This is a genomic window from Streptomyces sp. NA04227 (genome assembly GCF_013364195.1).
Classification (GTDB): Bacteria; Actinomycetota; Actinomycetes; order Streptomycetales; family Streptomycetaceae; genus Streptomyces.
In genome coordinates this window covers 227,433-247,546 of sequence record NZ_CP054918.1, presented here as the reverse complement: position 1 = coordinate 247,546, position 20,114 = coordinate 227,433, and the positions used below count along the sequence as shown (strand labels likewise).

The window sequence follows — 20,114 nt, the reverse complement described above, 5'->3', positions numbered from 1 at the left end:
AACGGAAGGACGCGCCGCATGGCGAACGAGGACAAGCTTGTCGAGTCCCTCAAGCGGGTTGCCGCCGAACTGCACGAGACCCGGCAACGCCTCACCGAGGCCGAGAACCGTACCGGCGAACCCATCGCCCTGGTCGGCATGGCCTGCCGCTACCCGGGCGGCGTCCGCTCGCCCGAGGACCTCTGGCAGCTCGTGTCCGAGGGCGGGGACGCCATCTCCGCCTTCCCCGACGACCGCGGCTGGGACCTGGAGCGCCTCTACCACCCGGACCCCGACAACCCGGGCACCTCGTACACCCGCAAGGGCGGATTCCTGTACGACGCCACGGACTTCGACCCGGGCCTGTTCGGTATCTCGCCGCGCGAGGCGCTGGCCATGGACCCGCAGCAGCGCGTCCTGATGGAGACCTCCTGGGAGGCCCTGGAGCGCGCGGGCCTGGACCCGCTGTCCCTCAAGGGCAGCCAGACCGGTGTCTACGTCGGCGCGGCCACCCCCGCCTACATCGTGGGCGGCCACAGCCAGCAGGGCGCCGAGGGCTACTCGCTCACCGGCACCTCCGGCAGCGTCGTCTCCGGGCGGCTCGCCTACCACTACGGTTTCGAGGGCCCGGCCGTCACCGTCGACACCGCCTGCTCGTCCTCGCTGGTCGCCCTGCACTGGGCCTGTCAGGCGCTGCGCGCCGGTGAGTGCTCGATGGCGCTCGCGGGCGGCGTCACCGTGATGTCGGTGCCCGGCCTGTTCGTCGAGTTCAGCCGTCAGCGCGGGCTGTCCGTGGACGGCCGCTGCAAGGCCTTCGCGGGCGGCGCGGACGGCACGGGCTGGGGCGAGGGCGTCGGCGTACTCGTCCTGGAGCGGCTGTCCGACGCGCGCCGCAACGGGCACAAGGTGCTCGCGGTCGTCCGCGGTTCGGCCACCAACCAGGACGGCGCGAGCAACGGCCTCGCCGCCCCCAACGGCCCATCCCAGCAACGTGTCATACGCCAAGCCCTCGCCAACGCACGTCTGCGCCCGCGCGACGTCGACGTGGTCGAGGCGCACGGCACCGGCACCACCCTCGGCGACCCCATCGAGGCCCAAGCGGTGCTCGCCACGTACGGCAAGGAGCGCCCCGAGGGCGCGCCGCTGTGGCTGGGCTCGCTGAAGACGAACATCGGGCACACCGCCGCGGCGGCGGGTATCGCGGGCGTCATCAAGATGACCATGGCGATCCGCAACGGCGTACTGCCCAAGACCCTGCACGTCGACGAGCCCACCCCGCACGTCGACTGGTCGGCGGGCGCCGTCGAACTGCTCACCGACACCCGCGACTGGCCCACCGCCGACCACCCGCGCCGCGCCGCCGTCTCGGCCTTCGGTATCAGCGGCACCAACGCGCACCTCATCCTCGAACAGGCCGCCGCCGACGACGAAAAGACCCCCGAGCCGCAGGCCCCCGCGACCGCGCCCTTCGCCGCGGGCACCGCGCTCGCCTGGCCGCTCGCGGGCCACAGCGCCGCCGCCGTACGCGGCCAGGCGGCCAAACTGCGCACCTTCGCCGCCGCACCGGCCGCCCCCGAAGCCGCCGCGACCGGCCTCGGCCTGGCCACCACCCGCTCCGCGCTCGCCCACCGTGCCGTCTCCCTCGGCGCGACCACCGCCGAACACCTCGACACCCTGGAGCGCCTGGCCGAGGGCGAAAGCGCCGCCGGACTCGTCGAGGGCCTCGCCGACATCGAGGGCAAGACCGCCTTCGTCTTCCCCGGGCAGGGCTCGCAGTGGCCCGGCATGGCCGTCGAACTCCTCGACAGCTCACCGGTGTTCGCCGCCCGCATGGCCGAGTGCGACCGTGCGCTCGCCCCGTACGCCGACTGGCGGCTGCTCGACGTCGTACGCGGCGCCGAGGGCGCACCGGGTTACGACCGCGTCGACGTCGTCCAGCCCGTGCTGTGGGCCGTGATGGTCTCGCTGGCCGCACTGTGGCAGTCCTGCGGGGTGCGCCCGGCGGCCGTCGTCGGGCACTCCCAGGGCGAGATCGCCGCCGCCGTCGTCGCGGGCGCCCTGTCCCTGGAGGACGGCGCGAAGGTCTCCGCCCTGCGCGCCAAGGCCCTGCTCGCGCTCGCGGGCAAGGGCGGCATGATGTCCGTCGCCGACAACGCCGAGTCGGTGCGCGCACGCGTCACCGCCTGGCCCGGCCGTATCGCCGTCGCCGCCGTCAACGGCCCCTCGTCCACGGTGGTTTCGGGCGAACCCGATGCCCTCGACGAGCTGGGCGCCGCCTGCGAGGCGGACGGTGTACGCGCCCGCCGCATCAACGTGGACTACGCCTCGCACGGCCCCCAGGTCGAGGCGATCCGCGCCGACGTGCTGAGCGCGCTCGCCGGGATCACCCCGCGCAGGGCGAGCGTGCCGTTCCTGTCGACGGTCACCGGCAAGGTGGCCGTGGGCACCGAACTGGACGCCGAGTACTGGTACACGAACCTGCGCGGCACCGTCCGCTTCCAGGAAGGCATCCAGGCCCTCCTGGAGCGCGGGCACGGCTTCTTCCTGGAGGCCAGCGCGCACCCCGTACTCACCGTCGGCGTGCAGGAGACCATCGACGCGAGCGGGCTGCCCGCCGTCGCCCTCGGCTCGCTGCGCCGTGACGAGGGCGGACCGCGCCGCTTCGTGACCTCGCTCGCCGAGGCATGGGTGCGCGGTCTGGCCCCCGACTGGCAGGCCGTATTCGGCGGCCACGCCGTCACGGCGGCCGAACTGCCCACATACGCCTTCCAGCGGTCGCGCTACTGGGCCGACCCGGCGGGCGCCGCCTCCGGCGACCTCGCCGCGGCCGGACTCGGCGCCGCCGACCACCCGCTGCTCGGCGCCACCGTACGGGTCGCCGACGGCGACGAGTTCCTGCTCACCGGGCGCCTGTCGGCCCACAGCCACCCCTGGCTCGCCGACCACGCCGTGCGCGGCACCGTCCTGCTGCCCGGCACCGCCTTCGTCGAACTCGCCCTGCGTGCGGGCGAGGAGGCGGGCTGCCCGCACCTGGGCGACCTCACCCTCGAAGCGCCCCTGACCCTGCCCGGACACGGCGCCGTCCAGATCCAGATCGTCGTCGGCGAGCCCGGACCCGAGGGCCGCCGGGGCCTCGGCATCTACGCCCGCCCGGCCGACGAAGACGCCGTCGACGCCCCGTGGACCAGGCACGCGGTAGGCCACCTCACCTCCGAGGACGCCACTCCCGCCGCACCCCTCGGCCAGTGGCCGCCCACCGGCGCCGAACCGGTCGACCTGACCGACTTCTACGCGCACGCCGCCGAGTCGGGTTACGAGTACGGGCCCGTCTTCCGCGGCCTGCGGGCCGCCTGGCGGCACGGCGAGGAACTCTTCGCCGAGGTCGCGCTCGATGCCGAACAGCATGGCGACGCCGAGGAGTTCGGCCTGCACCCGGCCCTGCTCGACGCCGCCCTGCACGCGAGCCTGCTCGGCACGGCGGACGCCACGGACGGCGTACGGCTGCCCTTCGCCTGGAGCGGCGCGACCCTCCACGCGGTCGGCGCCGCGGCCCTGCGCGTCCGCCTCACGCCCACCGCCGACGGTGACCTGTCGGTCGGCCTCTACGACACCTCCGGTGCACCGGTCGCCGCCGTCGACGGCCTGAGCCTGCTGCCCGTCACCGAGGGGCAGTTGCGCGGCGCCCGGCGCGGTGACGTGCTCCACCGGGTCGAGTGGACCACCCTCACACCGGGCACCGACCCGGTCGAACCCACCGCGCTCACCGAACTGCCGTCCGGCGGCCCCGCCCAACTGGCCGCCGCACTCGGCCCGGACACCGCCCCGCCGTCCTACGTGCTGGCCACACTCGGGCTCGGCCCGGAAGCCGGTACGCCCGCCGAGGCCGCCCGCACCGCCACCCACGAAGCCCTCGCCCTGCTGCGGGACTGGCTCGCCGAGGAGCGGCTCGCCGACTCCCGGCTCGTCCTGCTCACCACCGGCGCCGTGCAGACCCGCACCGCCGAGGCCCCCGCCTCTCTCGCGCTCGCCGCCGTACGCGGACTGCTGCACTCGGCGCAGACCGAGCACCCCGGCCGCCTCCTGCTCGTCGACACCGACAGCACCGAGGCCTCCACGGCGGCACTGCCCGCAGCGCTGGCCACCGGCGAGAGCGAACTCGCCCTGCGCGAGGGCACGATGCTCGCGCCCCGCCTCCAGCGCCACGCCCCCACCGAACCCGGCACCCGCTGGAACCCGGACGGCACCGTACTGATCACCGGCGGCACCGGCACCCTCGGTGCCCTGGTCGCCCGGCACCTGGTCACCGAACACGGAGTACGCCACGTCCTGCTCACCGGACGGCGCGGCAAGGACACCCCGGGCGTGACCGAACTCGTCGCCGAACTCGGCGAGTTGGGCGCCTCGGCGGCGGTGGCCTCGTGCGACGTCGCCGACCGCGAGCAGCTCGCCGCACTCCTGGCGACCGTCCCCGCCGAGCGTCCCCTCAGCGGCGTCGTGCACGCGGCGGGCGTACTCGACGACGCCCTGCTCGGCACCCTCACCACCGAGCAACTGGACCGCGTACTGCGGCCCAAGGCGGACGCCGCCTGGCACTTGCACGAACTCACCCGCGACCTGGACCTGGACGCCTTCGTCCTGTTCTCCTCCGCCGCCGGAGCCTTCGGCAACCCCGGGCAGGCCAACTACGCCGCCGCGAACGCCTTCCTGGACGCCCTCGCCGCCCACCGCCGCGCCGAGGGACGCCCCGCCGTCTCGCTCGCCTTCGGCCAGTGGCAGGGCGCAGGACTGGCCGAACAGGCCCAGGATGGGGAGGCGATCGCCTGGGCGGCCCGCGCCGGATACCTCCCGCTCGCGCCCGAACAGGGCCTCGCCGCACTGGACTCGGCGTCCTCGCACACCGGCGAAGCGCTCCTGGTCTGCGTACCACTGGATTCCGCCGCGCTGCGCAGGCGTGCCGACTCCGGTCTGCTGCCCCACCTGTTCCGCTCCCTGGTACGGGTCCCGGCCCGACGCACCGTCGACAACACCACCACGGGCGGTTCCTCGCTCGGCGAGCGGATCGCGGCCCTGGCCCCCGCCGAGCAGGAACGTGAACTCCTCAGTCTGGTCAGGGGACTTGTCGCGGCGGTGCTCGGCCACGACGACCCCGAGGCCATCGAAGCCGACCGGGCCTTCAAGGAACTCGGCTTCGACTCGCTGACCGCCGTCGAACTGCGCAACCGGCTCGGCGCCGCCACCGGACTCAAGCTCCCCGCCACCCTCGTCTTCGACCACCCCAGCCCCGGCGCCCTGGCCCGGCACGTGCTCACCACGCTGCTCGCCACCGGGCGACCCGCACCGGAGCGTCCCGCCGCCACCGCCGCGTACGCCGACGAACCGATCGCGATCGTCGCGATGGCCTGCCGCTACCCGGGCGGCGTCACCTCGCCCGAGGACCTGTGGAACCTGGTCGCCGAGGGCCGTGACGCGGTCTCCGCGTTCCCCGAGGACCGCGGCTGGGACCTGGAGAACCTGTACGACCCGCAGGGCCTGCGCCCCGGCAGCTCGTACACCCGCAGCGGCGGATTCCTCTACGACGCCGCCGACTTCGACCCCGAACTGTTCGGGATCTCACCGCGCGAAGCCGTCACCATGGACCCGCAGCAGCGGCTGCTTCTGGAGACCACCTGGGAGGCGTTCGAACGCGCGGGCCTCGACCCGCTCGGACTCAAGGGCAGCCGTACCGGCGTCTTCGCCGGCGTCATGTACCACGACTACGCCAGCCACGTGGAGCAGGCCGCCGACAGCGCCGAGGGCTATGTCCTGACCGGCACCTCCGGCAGCGTCATCTCCGGCCGCCTCTCCTACGCCTTCGGCCTCGAAGGCCCCGCCGTCAGTGTCGACACGGCCTGCTCGTCCTCGCTGGTGGCCATGCATCTGGCCGCCCAGGCCCTGCGCGCGGGGGAGTGCGGGCTCGCCCTCGCGGGCGGTGTCACGGTGATGGCGACCCCGGGCGTCTTCGTCGAGTTCAGCCGTCAGCGCGGCCTGTCCGCCGACGGCCGCTGCAAGTCCTTCTCCGCCGCGGCCGACGGCACCGGCTGGTCCGAGGGCGCGGGCGTCCTGCTCCTGGAGCGCCTCTCCGACGCCGAACGCAACGGCCACCAAGTGCTCGCCGTCCTGCGCGGCTCCGCGGTCAACCAGGACGGCGCGAGCAACGGACTCACCGCGCCCAACGGCCCGTCCCAGCAGCGCGTGATCGAACAGGCCCTGGCCAACGCCGGGTTGAGCCCCCGCGACGTGGACGCGGTGGAGGCGCACGGCACCGGCACCACCCTCGGCGACCCGATCGAGGCCCAGGCCCTGCTCGCCACCTACGGCCAGGACCGCGCCGAGGACCGGCCCCTGTGGCTGGGCTCCATCAAGTCCAACATGGGCCACGCCCAGGCCGCGGCCGGTGTCGCGGGCGTCATCAAGATGGTGCAGGCCATGCGGCACGGCGTCCTGCCCAGGACCCTGCACGTGGACGAGCCCTCGCCGCACATCGACTGGTCCGAGGGCGCCGTCGAACTCCTCACCGAGTCCGTCGCATGGCCGGACAGCGACCGTCCGCGCCGCGCGGGCGTCTCCTCCTTCGGCGCCAGCGGCACCAACGCCCACGTCGTCCTGGAGGCCGCACCCCAGCCCCGGCCCGTACCCGCCCCGCCCGTCGACCCCGCCGCCACCGAGGCCGAGTCCACCGGACCGCTGCCCTGGATCCTCTCCGGCCGCGGCGAACCCGCCCTGCGCGCCCAGGCCGGCAGGCTCCACTCCCACCTGAGCACCGAGCCCGAACTCGGCCTCGCCGACGTCGCCTTGGCACTCACCCGCACCCGTTCCGCCCTGGAACACCGTGCCGTCGTCACGGCCACCGACCGCGACCAACTCCTCACCGCACTCGCGGCCCTCGCGGAGGGCAAGCGCGCACCCGGTCTCTCCCAGTCGGCCCCGAAGCCCGGAAAGCTCGCGTTCCTGTTCTCGGGGCAGGGGGCACAGCGGGCGGGTATGGGGCGTGAGTTGTACGAGGCGCAGCCGGTGTTCGCGGCGGCGTTCGATGAGGTGTGCGCCCAGTTCGCGGCTCAGCAGGGGGATTTGGGGGATCTGAAGGAGCGGATCTTCCGGGCTGAGGGCGAGGAGCTGGACCGTACGGGTACGACTCAGCCTGCCTTGTTCGCGGTTGAGGTTGCGTTGTTCCGGCTTGCCGAGTCTTTCGGTCTGCGTGCAGATTTCGTTGCCGGTCATTCGATTGGTGAGTTGGCTGCCGCGCATGTGGCGGGAGTGCTCTCGCTGGCTGACGCGTGCAGGTTGGTTGCCGCGCGTGGTCGTCTGATGGAGGCGCTGCCGGAGGGCGGTGCGATGGTTTCCGTGCGTGCTTCGGAGTCCGAAGTGCGGGCGCTGCTGGGTGAGTTCGAGGGCCGGGTGGATGTCGCTGCGGTCAACGGCCCTGAGTCGGTGGTGGTTTCGGGTGAGGAAGCCGCGGTACTGGAGGTTGCGGAGAGGCTTTCGGCCAGCGGTCGTAAGACGAAGCGTTTGCGTGTCTCGCACGCCTTCCATTCACCGCTGATGGAGCCGATGCTCGACGAGTTCCGTTCCGTAGCCGCCGAGTTGACGTACAGCGCACCGGTGATTCCGGTGGTGTCCAACCTGACCGGCGAACATGTCCGTGACTTCGATGCCGACTATTGGGTAGAGCATGTCCGCCGTGCGGTGCGTTTCGCTGACGGCATCGCTTTCCTGACCGAACACGGTGTGTCCCGCTTCATCGAGCTGGGCCCCGACGGTGTACTCACCGCCATGGCCCAGGAAAGCCTGCCCGAGGATTTCGACGGGCTCCTCGTACCGGTCCTGCGCAAGGACCGCCCGGAACTGGAAGCCTTCCTGACCGCTCTCGGCGACGCCTGGACGCGTGGACTCGACGTCGACTGGGCGCCCGTCTTCGAGGGCCGTGAGCAGGTCCCCGTGGACCTGCCGACGTATCCGTTCCAGAGGCAGCGCTACTGGCCCAAGCGGGCGCGCGCGGCGGCCGCCGATGTGGTCGCGGCGGGGCTCGGCGCGGCCGGGCACCCTCTGCTCGGTGCCACGGTGGTGCCCGCGGACGGCGGGCAGGTCCTGCTCACGGGACGACTGTCGTTGCAGAGCCATCCCTGGCTGGCCGACCACGCGGTGGGCGGGAGCGTGCTGCTGCCCGGTACCGCCTTTGTCGAACTCGCCCTGCGGGCGGGCGAGGAGGTCGGCCGCGGCGGTGTGGAGGAGCTGACCCTTGAGGCACCCCTGATCCTGCCCGCGCAGGGTGGGGTGCAGCTTCAGGTGCTCGTCGGCGCCGTCGAGGAGGACGGCGGCAGGCCGGTCTCGGTCCACTCCAGGCCCGAGGACACGGACGCCGTCTGGGTCCGGCACGCCGAGGGACGCCTTGTCACGGGTGTTTCCGAGAGCCCTGCCGCGCTCACCGCCTGGCCCCCCGCGGGCGCCGAGGAGGTGTCCCTCGACGGGTTCTATGCGGGGCTCGCCGAATCCGGATACGGGTACGGACCGGCCTTTCAGGGGTTGGCCAAGGTATGGCGTCGGAGCGACGGTGACCAGGTGTTCGCCGAGGTGGAGCTGCCCGATGCGCAGCAGGACGAGGCGGGTCGGTTCGCTCTGCATCCGGCCCTGCTCGACGCTGCGCTGCACGGGCTCGCGCTCGCCGGTCGGGACACGCCCGAGGGGCAGGTACGGCTGCCCTTCTCCTGGAACGGCGTGCGGCTGCACGCCGTCGGTGCCGCCCGGTTGAGGGTCCGGGTGGCACCGTCAGGCCCGGACTCGCTCACCCTGGACATCGCCGATCCGGCCGGAAACCCGGTGCTCACCGTCGACAACCTCGCCACCCGCCCGGTACCGGTCGAACAGCTCGCCGCTGCCGCCCGTACCCAGGGCGGCGGCAGCGAGCACCTCTACCGCCTCGACTGGACCCCGGCGACCACCGCCGGTGCCACGGTCACGGGTGCGGACCAGTACCGCGTACGTGTCGGCGCCGCCGGAACCCCGCAGGCCCCGTACCAGGAGAGCCACGAGACCGTTGCCGCGCTGCTCGCCGCCGTCGACGCGGGCGGACGGCTCCCGGACGCCGTGGTCCTTGATGTTCCCGAGTTCGGCGTCTCCGAGCCCGCTGACGGCGACGGCGCTCTCGCCACCCGCGCCCGCGAGACCACCGCCGAGGTGCTCGCGGCCGTACAGGAGTGGCTCGGCGACGAGCGCCTGACGGGCGTACGCCTCGTCGTACGCACCCGTGACGCGGTCGCCGTCCGGCACGGCGCGGACGTGAGCGCGCTGGCGCAGGCGCCGGTGTGGGGTCTGATCCGCGCCGCACAGGCCGAGAATCCCGGACGCTTCGTCCTCGCCGACAGCGACGCCGAGTGGACCGAGCCGCTGCCCGACGCGGTGTTCGCCGCGGACGAGTCGCAGCTCGCGGTGCGCGAGGGCGCGCTGCTCGCGCCACGTCTGGTGCGGGCCGGTGCGCCGGGCGGCGTGTCCGCGCTGCCCGCCGACGGGTCCTGGATCCTCAACAGCGGCGGCAGCACCTTCGAGGACCTCGCGTTCGTTCCCTCGCAGGCGGCCGAAATGCCGCTGGCGGAGGGGGAGATCAGGGTCGCGGTACGCGCGGCCGGGCTCAACTTCCGCGATGTGCTGATCGCGCTCGGCATGTACCCGGGCCTGGCCCGGATGGGCAACGAGGGCGCGGGCGTCGTGACCGAGGTCGGCCCCGGGGTGACCGGATTCGCCGTGGGCGACCGGGTCACCGGGCTGATCCGCGGCGCGTTCGGACCGGTCGCCGTGGTCGACCACCGCCTGGTGGTCGAGATCCCCGAGGGCTGGACCTTCGAACAGGCCGCGGCCATCCCCACCGTCTTCCTCACCGCCTACTACGGGCTTGTCGACCTCGCCGGTCTCAAGGCGGGGGAGAAGGTCCTGGTGCACGCGGCGGCGGGTGGGGTCGGCATGGCCGCCGTCCAGCTCGTACGGTATCTGGGCGCCGAGGTCTACGGCACCGCGAGCGAGGGCAAGTGGGACACCCTGCGCGAACTCGGCCTGGACGAGCGGCACATCGCCTCCTCGCGCAGCGCCGCCTTCGAGGAGGAGTTCGCGGCCGCGACCGAAGGCCGTGGCATGGATGTGGTCCTGGACTGCCTGGCCGGTGAACTCGTCGACGCCTCCCTGCGGTTGCTGCCGCGCGGCGGACGGTTCCTGGAGATGGGCAAGACCGACGTGCGCGACCCGCAGGAGGTCGCCGCCGCCCACCCGGGCGTCACCTACCAGGCCTTCGACATGGTCGAGGGCGCGGGCCCCGACCGTATCGGCGAGATGCTCGCCGAACTCGCCCGCCTCTTCGAGTCCGGCGCGCTCAGCCCGCTGCCGGTCCGCTCCTGGGACGTACGCAGGGCCGGCGAGGCCTTCCGGTTCATGTCGCAGGCCAAGCACGTCGGCAAGATCGTGCTGACGGTGCCGCAGGGCTGGGACGCCGACGGCACGGTCCTGGTCACGGGCGGTACGGGCACGCTGGGTGCCCTGGTCGCCAGGCACTTGGTGACCGAGCACGGCGTACGTCATCTGCTGCTCGCGGGCCGTCGTGGTCCCGAGGCGCCGGGTGCGGCCGAACTCGTCGCGGAACTGGGTGAGTTGGGTGCGCGGGCGGAGGTCGTGGCCTGTGACGCCGCCGACCGTGACCGGCTCGCCGACGTGCTTGCGGCGATTCCGGCCGCGTACCCGCTGCGTGCCGTCGTGCACACCGCCGGTGTCGTCGACGACGGCGTGATCGGCGCTCAGACGCCCGAGCGGATCGACCGTGCCATGCGGCCGAAGGTCGACGCCGCGCTCAATCTGCACGAGCTGACCCGCGACAAGGACCTGACCGCCTTCGTCCTGTACTCCTCCGTCGCGGGCGTCATCGGCGGCCCCGGCCAGGCCAACTACGCCGCCGCCAACACCTTCCTGGACGCACTCGCCGCCCACCGCAGGGCCACGGGCCTGCCCGGAGTCTCCCTCGCCTGGGGCCAGTGGGCCGAGTTCAGCGGCATGACCGCACAGCTCGCGGCGGCCGACCTGGCGCGGATGAACCGCGGCGGTGTCCTGCCGCTGCCGACCGCGCGGGGCCTAGCCCTGTTCGACGAGGCGGGCAGGCGCGAGGAACCGCTCCTCGCGGCCGTCCACCTGGACGCCGCCGCACTGCGCTCACAGGCGGAGGCGGGCAGGCTGCCGGGCCTCCTCAAGGGTCTCGTACGAGGTTCCGTGCGCCGGGCCGCCACCACGACGGCGACGGCGAACGGGGCCGCGAAACTCGGGCGCAGGCTCGCCGGGCTCGACCAGGAGGAGCGTGCCGAGGCACTGCTCGACCTGGTGCGCACCCACGTGGCCACCGTCATCGCCCACCCGGACCCGGCGGCCATCGACACCGGACGCGGCTTCCTCGACCTCGGCTTCGACTCGCTCACCGCGGTCGAACTGCGCAACGGACTCGGCGCCGCCACCGGGCTGCGCCTGCCCACCACGCTGATCTTCGACCACCCCTCACCGGCGGCGCTCGCGGCGCATCTGCTCCACGAGTTCAAGCCCGAGGGCGGGGACGCGGCGGACGCGGCGGACGGCGCCGTACTCGGCGCGATGGCCGAGTGGGAGGCGGCGCTCGCCGCGCTTCCGGCCGGCAGCGAAGGCCGGGACCGGGCCGTCAAGCGGCTGCGCTCCCTGCTCTGGAAGTTCGACAAGACCGAGCCCGAGACCGACCCGGAGGCGAAGGCCTCCGACGGTGCCACCGAGATCGACGCGGCCACCGACGACGAAATGTTCGCCCTGATCGAGAACGAACTCGGCCTCAACTGATCCCACCGGAGGCAGCGCCCAGATGGCCAGCGCCAGCAACGAACAGAAGCTCCGTGACTACCTGAAGCTCGTCACCGCCGACCTGCAGCAGACCCGCAGGAGGCTGCAGGCCGTCGAGGCCAGGGCCCAGGAACCGGTGGCGATCGTCGGCATGGCCTGCCGCTACCCGGGCGGGGTCGACTCGCCCGAGCAGCTGTGGAAACTGGTCGCCTCCGGCGGCGACGGCATCGTCGCCTTCCCGGAGGACCGCGGCTGGGACCTGGACGGCCTCTACGACCCCGACCCGGACGCCCCCGGGCGCAGCTATGTGCGCGAGGGCGGCTTCGTCCACGACGCGGCCGCCTTCGACGCGGAGTTCTTCGGCATCCCGCCCCGCGAGGCGCTCGCCATGGACCCGCAGCAGCGGCTGTTCCTGGAGTCCTCCTGGGAGGTCTTCGAACGCGCCGGGATCGACCCGACCACCGTCAAGGGCAGCCGCACCGGCGTCTTCGTCGGCGCGGGCAACCCCGGCTACCTCGGCGGCGGCACCGGCACTCCGCACCAGGAGGTCGAGGGCTACACCCTCACCGGCAACGTCAACAGCGTCATCTCCGGCCGGGTCGCCTACACCTTCGGCCTCGAAGGCCCCGCCGTCACCGTCGACACCGCCTGCTCCTCCTCGCTGGTGGCGATCCACTGGGCGACCCAGGCACTGCGCGCCGAGGAGTGCACCATGGCACTCGCCGGCGGCGTCACCGTGATGCCCAACCCCTGGCTGTTCCAGGAGTTCAGCCGCCAGCGCGGGCTTGCCAGGGACGGCCGCTGCAAGGCCTTCTCCGCCGACGCCGACGGCACCGTCTGGGGCGAGGGCGTCGGCGTGCTCCTCCTGGAGCGCCTGTCCGACGCCCGCCGCAACGGCCACCGTGTCCTCGGCGTCGTCAGCGGCTCCGCCATCAACCAGGACGGCGCCAGCAGCGGGCTGACCGCCCCCAACGGCCCGTCCCAGCAACGCGTCATCGAGGCGGCACTCGCCAGCGCCCGGCTGACCCCGGCCGACGTGGACGCCGTCGAGGCACACGGCACCGGCACCGCCCTCGGCGACCCGATCGAGGCCCAGGCCCTGCTCGCCACCTACGGCCAGGGCCGCCCGGCCGAACGGCCGCTGCTGCTCGGCTCCGTGAAGTCGAACATCGGCCACACCGCCGCCGCGGCCGGTGTCGCGGGCGTCATCAAGATGGTCATGGCGATGCGCCACGGCACCCTGCCCAAGACCCTCCACGCCGAGACGCCCACCCCCGAGGTCGACTGGTCCCCGGGCACGGTCCGTCTGCTCAACGACGCCACCGCATGGCCCGAGACCGACCACCCCCGCCGCGCGGGTGTCTCCTCCTTCGGCATCAGCGGCACCAACGCCCACGTCATCGTGGAACAGGCCCCGGCGGCCGAGAACGCCGAAGGTGCCGAAGGCGCGGGTGACACGGAAGACGCCGCGCACGCCGAGGGCATCGACAACGCCAACGACGCCAACAAGGCCCACAACACTGGTGACTTGGCCGCTCAGCAGAACCGGTCCGGCGGGACGCTGCCCTGGGTACTCTCCGGCCGCAGCGCCGCCGCGGTCCGCGCCCAGGCCGCGAAGCTCCTGGCCCATCTGACCGAGTCGCCCGCCGAACCGGCCGCCGTCGCCACCTCGCTCCTGACCACTCGCGCCGCCCTGGAACACCGCGCCCTGGTCCTCGCCGACGACACCGCGGACTTCACCGCGGCCCTCCGAGACCTGGCCGAGGGCACCCCGAATCCGGCCGTCACCGAAGGCGCCGCCCGCCTCGGCAAACTCGCCTTCCTTTTCTCCGGGCAGGGCGCCCAGCGCATCGGCATGGGCCGCGAACTGCACGCCGCCGAACCGGTGTTCGCCGCCGCCTTCGACGAGGTGTGCGCCGCGTTCGGTGACGGGTTGAAAGAGCGGATCTTCCACGCCGAGGGCGAGGAGCTGGATCGTACGGGTACGACTCAGCCTGCTTTGTTCGCGGTTGAGGTTGCGTTGTTCCGGCTTGTTGAGTCTTTCGGTCTGCGTGCGGATTTCGTGGCTGGTCACTCGATTGGTGAGTTGGCTGCGGCGCATGTGGCGGGTGTGCTTTCGCTGGCGGATGCGTGCAGGTTGGTTGCGGCGCGTGGTCGTCTGATGGAGGCATTGCCCGAGGGCGGTGCGATGGTTTCCGTGCGTGCTTCGGAGTCTGAAGTGCGGGAGCTGCTCGGGGAGTTCGAGGGCCGGGTGGATGTCGCTGCGGTCAACGGTCCCGAGTCGGTGGTGGTTTCGGGTGAGGGAGCCGCCGTATTGGCGATTGCGGAGAAGCTGTCCGCGAGCGACCGTAAGGCGAAGCGTCTGCGTGTCTCACACGCTTTCCATTCGCCGCTGATGGAGCCGATGCTGGACGAATTCCGTTCGGTAGCCGCCGAGTTGACGTACAGCGCACCGGTGATTCCGGTGGTGTCCAACCTGACCGGGGAGCAGGTCCGCGACTTTGACGCCGACTATTGGGTCGAGCATGTTCGCCGTGCGGTCCGTTTCGCCGACGGCATCGCTTTCCTCGCCGAACACGGTGTGTCCCGTTTCATTGAGTTGGGCCCCGACGGCGTACTCACCGCCATGGCCCAGGAATGCCTGCCCGAGGACTTCGACGGGCTCCTGGTTCCGGCCCTGCGCAAAGACCGCCCCGAGCCGGAGGCCTTCCTCGCCGCGCTCGCCGAGGCGTGGACCCGTGGCGTGGAACCCGACTGGTCCCCGCTGTTCGCCGGTCGGTCCGCCGAAACGGTCGACCTGCCCACCTACGCCTTCCAGCGCCGCCACTTCTGGCTGACCCCGGAGCTGGGCAGTCGCGACGAGGCGGAGGAGGAGTTCTGGCGGGCCATCGACGAGGAGGACGTCGACTCCCTCGTCGGCACTCTGGAGATCGATGCCGAACGTCCGCTGCGCGAGGCCCTGCCGGAGATGGCCGCCTGGCTGCGGCGGCGCAGGGCGCCCGAGACCCGCCAGGCCCTGGAAGCCCTGCGCGCCGGGCCCGGCCCCGCCGACTCCGAGGCCGCCGCCGCTCTGCGCGAGCGACTGCGCGACCTGCCCGAGGCCGAGCAGCTGCGCACCGTCCTCGAACTGGTCCGTTCGCACGCCGCGGCCGTCCTCGGACACGGCGGCAAGGACGCCATCGACGCCGAACGGGCCTTCCGGGAGCTCGGGTTCGACTCGCTGGCCGCGGTCAACCTGCGCAACCGCATCAACAACGCCACCGGTCTGCGCCTGCCCGCCGCCTTCGCCTTCGACTACCCGACCCCGGCGGCCGTCGCAGCCTTCGTACGGGCCGAGGTGCTCGGCGAGAACACGGCGGCCACCGTCGTCCAGACCGCGTCCGCCGCGTACGACGAACCGATCGCCATCGTCGGGATGGCCTGCCGCTACCCGGGCGGGGTCCGCTCGCCCGAGGACCTGTGGCGCCTCGTCGACACCGGTGCGGACGTCATCTCCGGCTTCCCCGAGGACCGTGGCTGGGACCTCGACGCGCTGTACCACCCGGACCCCGACCACCCGGGCACGACATACGTCCGTGAGGGCGGATTCCTTTACGACGCCGCCGAGTTCGACCCGGCCTTCTTCGGTATCTCGCCGCGCGAGGCCCTGGCGATGGACCCGCAGCAGCGGCTCGTCCTGGAGACCGCCTGGGAGGTCTTCGAACGCGCGGGCATCGACCCCGCCAGTGTCAAGGGCACCCCCACCGGTGTCTTCGCCGGTGCCACCCAGCCCGGCTACTTCGGCGGTCTGCAGACCATGGGCGAGGGCGCCGAGGGCTACTCCCTCACCGGCAACCTCACCAGCGTCATCTCCGGCCGCATCGCCTACACCTTCGGCCTGGAGGGTCCGGCCGTCACCGTCGACACGGCCTGCTCCTCCTCGCTGGTGGCCATGCACCTGGCCGCGCAGTCGCTGCGCCAGGGCGAGTGCGGCCTCGCGCTCGCCGCGGGCGTGACCGTGATGCCGACGCCCGATCTGTTCGTCGAGTTCAGCCGTCAGCGGGGCCTCGCCAAGGACGGTCGCTGCAAGGCCTTCTCCGCCGAGGCCGACGGTACGGCCTGGTCGGAGGGTGCGGGCGTGCTCCTCCTGGAGCGCCTCTCCGACGCCCAGCGCAACGGGCACAAGGTGCTCGCCGTCGTCCGGGGTTCGGCTACCAACCAGGACGGCGCCAGCAACGGCCTGATGGCCCCGAACGGCCCCTCGCAGCAGCGTGTCATCCGGCAGGCCCTGGCCAACGCCCGGCTGACCCCGGCCGACGTGGACGCCGTCGAGGCACACGGCACCGGCACGGCCCTGGGCGACCCGATCGAGGCCCAGGCCCTGCTCGCCACCTACGGTCAAGAGCGGCCCGAGGAGCGGCCGTTGCTGCTCGGCTCCATCAAGTCGAACATCGGCCACACCTCGGCCGCCGCGGGCGTCGCCGGTGTCATGAAGATGGTCATGGCGATGCACCACGGCAAGCTGCCGCGCACCCTGTACGCCGATGAGTCCACCCCGCACGTCGACTGGACGGCCGGCGCGGTGTCCCTGCTGACCTCGCCCACCGACTGGCCCGAGACCGGCCGCCCGCGCCGCGCGGGCGTCTCCTCCTTCGGCGTCAGCGGTACCAACGCCCACGTCATCGTCGAGCAGGCCCCTGCCACGGAGACCGCGCCGGAGACCCAGGCCGAGGACGGGGCCGGGGGCACGGCACCGCAGCACGGCGTACTGCCCTGGCTGCTGTCCGCACGCACTCCGGACGCCCTGCGCGAACAGGCCCGCCGCCTACGGGACTTCGTCACCGCGACGCCCGAACTGCCCGCCGCCGAGATCGCCTCCGCCCTGCACTCGGGCCGCGCCCGGCTCGACTTCCGCGCCGCGGTCCTCGCCGCCGGGCAGACCGACATCCTCGCCGGACTGGACGCCCTCGCGGACGGAACCAACGCCCCCGGCACCGTGCACGGCATCGCCGCGTCCGGCTCCCTCGCCTTCCTGTTCTCGGGGCAGGGGGCGCAGCGGGCGGGTATGGGGCGTGAGTTGTACGAGGCGCAGCCGGTGTTTGCGGCGGCGTTCGATGAGGTGTGCGCTCAGTTCGCGGCTCAGCAGGGGGATTTGGGGGATCTGAAGGAGCGGATCTTCCGGGCTGAGGGCGGGGAGCTGGATCGTACGGGTACGACTCAGCCTGCTTTGTTCGCGGTTGAGGTTGCGTTGTTCCGGCTTGTTGAGTCTTTCGGTCTGCGTGCGGATTTCGTGGCTGGTCATTCGATTGGTGAGTTGGCTGCGGCGCATGTGGCGGGTGTGCTTTCGCTGGCGGATGCGTGCAGGTTGGTTGCTGCGCGTGGTCGTCTGATGGAGGCGCTGCCGGAGGGCGGTGCGATGGTTTCCGTGCGTGCTTCGGAGTCTGAAGTGCGCGCGTTGCTCGGTGAGTTCGAGGGCAGGGTGGATGTCGCTGCGGTCAACGGTCCCGAGTCGGTGGTGATTTCGGGTGAGGAAGCCGCGGTACTGGAGGTCGCGGAGAAGCTTTCGGCCAGCGGCCGTAAGACGAAGCGTCTGCGTGTCTCGCACGCTTTCCATTCGCCGCTGATGGAACCCATGCTCGACGAATTCCGGTCGGTAGCCGCGGAGTTGACGTACAGCGCACCGGTGATTCCGGTGGTGTCCAACCTGACCGGGGAGCAGGTCCGCGACTTTGATGCCGACTATTGGGTCGAGCATGTCCGCCGTGCGGTCCGTTTCGCCGACGGCATCGCTTTCCTGACCGAACACGGTGTGTCCCGTTTCATCGAGTTGGGCCCCGACGGTGTACTCACCGCCATGGCCCAGGAAAGCCTGCCCGAGGATTTCGACGGGCTCCTCGTACCGGTCCTGCGCAAGGACCGCCCCGAGCCGGAAGCCTTCCTGACCGCTCTCGGCGACGCCTGGACCCGTGGACTCGACGTCGACTGGAGCGCGCTGTTCACGGGCGGCCCCCACCGCACCGTCGACCTGCCCACCTACCCCTTCCAGCGGCAGCGCTACTGGCTGGAGGCCCCGGACAGGGCGGCCGGTGAAGTGAGTGAGACCGACGGGCGGTTCTGGGACGCGGTCGAGCGGGAGGATCTGGAGTCGCTGGCCGGGACGCTCCGGCTGCCGGACGACAGTGCGCTGCGTGCCGTACTGCCCGCGCTGTCGACCTGGCGCAAGGGCAACCAGGAGCAGGCGCTCATCGACTCCTGGCGCTACCGGATCACCTGGAAGCCCTGGTCCGCCGCCAACTCGCCCCGGCTGGAAGGGGCTTGGTGGGTCGTCGTGCCCACGGGCGTCGACCGGGCCGAGGCGCTGGGCAAGGAAGTCATGGCCGTGCTCGGGGCGTACGGCGCCGAGGCCAGGATTGTCGAGCTGGACGCCACCGCCGCTGAACGCCGGGACTGGGCAGCCGAGTTCACGGCCCGGGCCGACGAGGCGCCGACCGGAGTGCTCTCGCTCCTGGCGCTCGACGCACGCCCGCACTCCGCTCACCCCGGCGTGAGCGCAGCCCTCGCCGGAACCGCAGCCCTGGCCCAGGCCCTCGGCGACGCTGCCGTGACCGCGCCGCTGTGGAACCTCACCACCGCGGGCATCTCCACCTCGCCCGCCGACCCGGTGGCCGACGGCACCGGCTGCCAGGCCCAGGTCTGGGCGCTCGGGCGGGTCGCCGCCCTGGAGTACCCGGACCGCTGGGGCGGGCTCGTCGACCTGCCCGCCGCGCCCGACCGGCGTGCCCTCGACCACCTGGCAGCGGTGCTCGCCGCGGGTGACGGCGAGGACCAAGTGGCCGTACGTGCCTCGGGAGTTCAGGTCCGCCGCCTGCGCACCGCACCGGTACCGGCCGACCGCAGGACCGAACCCTGGCGTCCCACGGGCACCGTGCTCGTCACCGGAGGCACCGGCGCCCTCGGCAGCCGCCTCGCGGGCTGGCTCGCCGAGCGCGGGGCGCCGCACCTGGTGCTCACCAGCCGCAGGGGTGCCGAGGCGCCCGGCGCGCGTGAACTTGCCGCCGGCCTTGAGGAGTTGGGTACCAAGGTCACGCTGGCCGCCTGCGACGTGTCGGACCGCGCACAGCTCACCGGGCTGCTGCGGAGCATCCCGGCCGAGCAGCCGCTGACCGCCGTGGTCCACGCGGCCGGTGTCTCCGACAACGGCTTCATGGACGAGGTGACCGGCGAGCACCTGGCCCACGTACTGCGGCCCAAGGCCGTCGCCGCCGATCTGCTGCACGAGGTGACCGCCGAACTCGGCATCACCCTGGACGCTTTCGTGCTGTTCGCCTCCAGTGCGGGCATGTGGGGCAGTGGCGGTCAGGCCGCCTACGCGGCCGCCAACGCCCACCTCGACGCCCTCGCCGAGCGGCGCCGTGCCCAGGGCCTGGCCGCCACCGCGGTCGCCTGGGGCCCCTGGGCGGAGGCGGGCATGGCGGCCTCCGAGGACATCGACGAGCACCTGCGGCGCCGTGGTGTCATCGGAATCGCGCCGGGTACCGCCATCGCCGCGCTTCAGCAGGCACTCGACCTCGACGAGACCACGGTCGGTGTGGCCGACGTCGACTGGTCGCTGTTCGCGCCGACCTTCACGGCCATGCGGCACAGCCCGCTGATCGCCGAACTCCCGGCGGTCAAGGCCGTGTTGGAGGAGGACGAGCAGGCAGCGGCGGGCGGCGACACCGCCACCGCGGCAGCACTCCTGGAGAAGCTGGGCGCCGCCTCGCAGGCCGACCAGCAGCACCTCCTGGTGGAACTGGTACGCGCCCAGGCCGCGGCGGTGCTCGGGCACCGTACGGCCGAGGCAGTTCAGGAGGCTCGCCCCTTCAAGGACCTGGGCTTCGACTCCCTTACCGCCGTCGAACTGCGCAACCGGATCGCCACCGAGACCGGCCTGCGGCTCTCGGCCACCCTCCTCTTCGACCACCCGACCCCCGGGGCGCTGGCCGCGCACCTGCGGCAGAACCTCGTCGTCGACGAGGCGGGCAGCGACACGACGGTGCTCGCCGACCTCGACCGTATCGACGCGACGCTCACCCGCCTCGCTCCCGACGAGGCCGCCCGGCACCGCATCGCCGGACGGCTCCAGGTGCTCCTGACCAAGTGGGGCGCCACCGAGCAGCACGGCGAAACGACCGACGCCCACGACGACTTGGCGTCCGCGTCGGCCGAGGAGATCTTCGCGCTCATCCACGACGAGCTCGGCAAGTCCTAGCCGTCGGCCCCCGCCACGCCCCAGTACGCCTTCCAAGGAG

At 72.7% G+C, this 20,114-nt stretch carries 2 protein-coding genes; both read left to right on the top strand.

Features of this window, described 5'->3' with window-relative positions:
* The first annotated feature begins 18 nt into the window (after positions 1-18).
* Positions 19-11,844 (top strand): type I polyketide synthase, encoded by an 11,826-nt coding sequence (locus HUT18_RS00840; RefSeq protein ID WP_176096863.1) that lies wholly within the window; start codon positions 19-21, stop codon positions 11,842-11,844.
* Between the two features lie 22 nt (positions 11,845-11,866).
* The gene (locus HUT18_RS00835; protein ID WP_176096861.1) at positions 11,867-20,074 is read left to right on the top strand and encodes a type I polyketide synthase; all 8,208 of its coding nucleotides are present in this window, start codon (positions 11,867-11,869) and stop codon (positions 20,072-20,074) included.
* Positions 20,075-20,114 lie beyond the last annotated feature (40 nt).